General features: G+C 74.9%; 1 protein-coding gene. It reads right to left on the minus strand.

The features are described from left to right. Window positions 1-57: 57 nt before the first annotated feature. Window positions 58-2,033 (minus strand): PQQ-binding-like beta-propeller repeat protein (locus AB8Z75_RS34140; protein ID WP_369208904.1); only part of this gene is annotated, 1,976 nt, incomplete at its 5' end.

Consider the following 2,033-nt stretch of genomic DNA (forward strand, 5'->3'; position numbering starts at 1 on the left):
GCCAGGTGGGGTGGGGTGGGTCGCGTCGGGCGACGACGGGCGGTACCGGCCCGTGGCTCACACGACGGGCATGGCCGTCAGGACACCGCCCTGCAGCAGGAAGACACGGTTTCCGCCGGCGCCGAACCGCCACGGTCCTGAGGCCCCCTGGATGTACGTCCACGCCTGGGCGCCCTTGCGGGTGTCCACGGCGGTCACACCGTGGGAGCCGTCGTCGTACATGGCGACCCACGCGGTGTTCCGCTGGATCGTCGGCGGGTCGAGGGGCAGCGTCGTCGTCTGGAGTGTGACCGTCCACGTGCCCGTGCCGTCCGCGGTGCGGCGGGCCTCCACATCGGCGGCGTTCGCGGCGTACAGCACCTTCCCTCGTACGGCGGGCGCGCCCCAGCCACTGTCCTCCGCGGCCGGTTGCACCCACTTTTGCGAGCCGTCGGCCATGGACAGGGCCGTCAGACGGCGGCCTCCCAGGTAGACCAGGCCTTCCGCGTCGCGCCCCGCCGCGGGGGTGAGCGCGGTGCCCTCAGCGCTCTGCTTCCGGGGACCCCAGACGGCGCGGCCGGTCCCGGTGTCCACGCACGCCACCTTGCCGTCGGCTCCGTGGACGACCAGCCGGCCGTTCGTCACGACCGCCCGCGCCGGGTGTTCGGCCGACGACTCGACCGGCAGCCTCGTGGTCCACCGCGGCTTGTGCGTGGTAAGGCTGACGGCGCGCAGTTTGTTGCTCTTCGTCGTCAGGTACACCGCTTCGGAGTCGGTGGCGAGCAGGACGGCGGCGTCGGCGGAAGCGGACCAGCGGTCCTTGCCGTCCGCACCGAGGCCGACGACCTCGCCGGACCGGTCGGCGGCGAGCAGCACCGGTTCCTCCGCGCCCGTGACGAGCAGCGGCCCGCTTCCCACCGACAGGCGGGCCTTCCACCGCCGCCCGCCGTTGCGCACGTCGAACGCGTGCAGGCCGCCACCCTTCGCCGCGACGACCGCGACGTCACGCAGCGGCACCGGCGCCGGGGCCCCTTCGCGAGCCACCTCGAAGGGCCCCCACAGGGGCGAGGGAGGCTTTCCGGGCTCGTACTTCGCCAGCGGCTCGGCGTCCCACTCGTGGGGGTCCTCCTCGTCCCGGCCGAGCAGGTACCAGGCACCGGCGCCGCCTCCGACGGCCACGACGACACCGCCGCCGGCCAGGCCCGCGAGGAGACGCCGCCGGGACGGGCGGACGGCACCGGCACCGGCACCGTCGGGCTCCCCCGCAGCGGGCAGGGTGGTCATCCGCGCGGCGGTCTGCTCGCGCTCGGCTATCTCCCCGGCGAGAGGGCCGCGCCGCCACGCCAGGTCAGCGCCCTTGGGCGGCGCGAAGGCCCGCGCCACGTCCTCCGGCGTGGGACGCCGCGCGGCGTTCTTGTCCAGACAGGGCGCCACCAGTGGAAGCAACGCGTGCGGCAGCCCCGCCAACCGAGGCTGCCCGTGCACCACTTCGTAACTCACCGCCGCCACGTGCTCTCCGGTGAAGGCCCGCTCGCCCGTCGCCGCGAACGTGAGGACCGCCCCCAGTGCGAACACGTCCGCCGCAGGACCGACCCGCTGCCCGAGCACCTGCTCGGGCGGCCCGTATCCGGGGGTGACGGGCACCTGCCCCGTGGTGGTGAGCGTCAGCCCGTGCTCGGGCCTGGCGATACCGAAGTCGATCACCCGCGGACCACGTGAGGTCAGCACGATGTTCGCGGGCTTGAGGTCCCGGTGCACCAGGCCGGCGGAGTGGATCTCGTGCAGGGTGCGGCCGAGCGCCGCACCGAGCGCCCGCACCCCCGCCTCCTCGAACCGGCCGTGCCGCTCGACGGCCTCCTGCAACGTGGGGCCCGCCAGGAACTCGCTGGCGATCCACGGCCGACCGCCCTCGGTCTGCGCCCCGAGCACCCGCGCGACCCCTTTGCCGCGCACCGCACTCGCGGCCTCGGCCTCCCGCACGAAGCGCCGCGCCATGTCCGGGTCGTACGCCAACTCGGGCCGCAGCACCTTCAACGCCGCGGCACTCCCCCGCC

Source organism: Streptomyces sp. PU-14G, assembly GCF_041028275.1.
Taxonomy (GTDB): domain Bacteria; phylum Actinomycetota; class Actinomycetes; order Streptomycetales; family Streptomycetaceae; genus Streptomyces.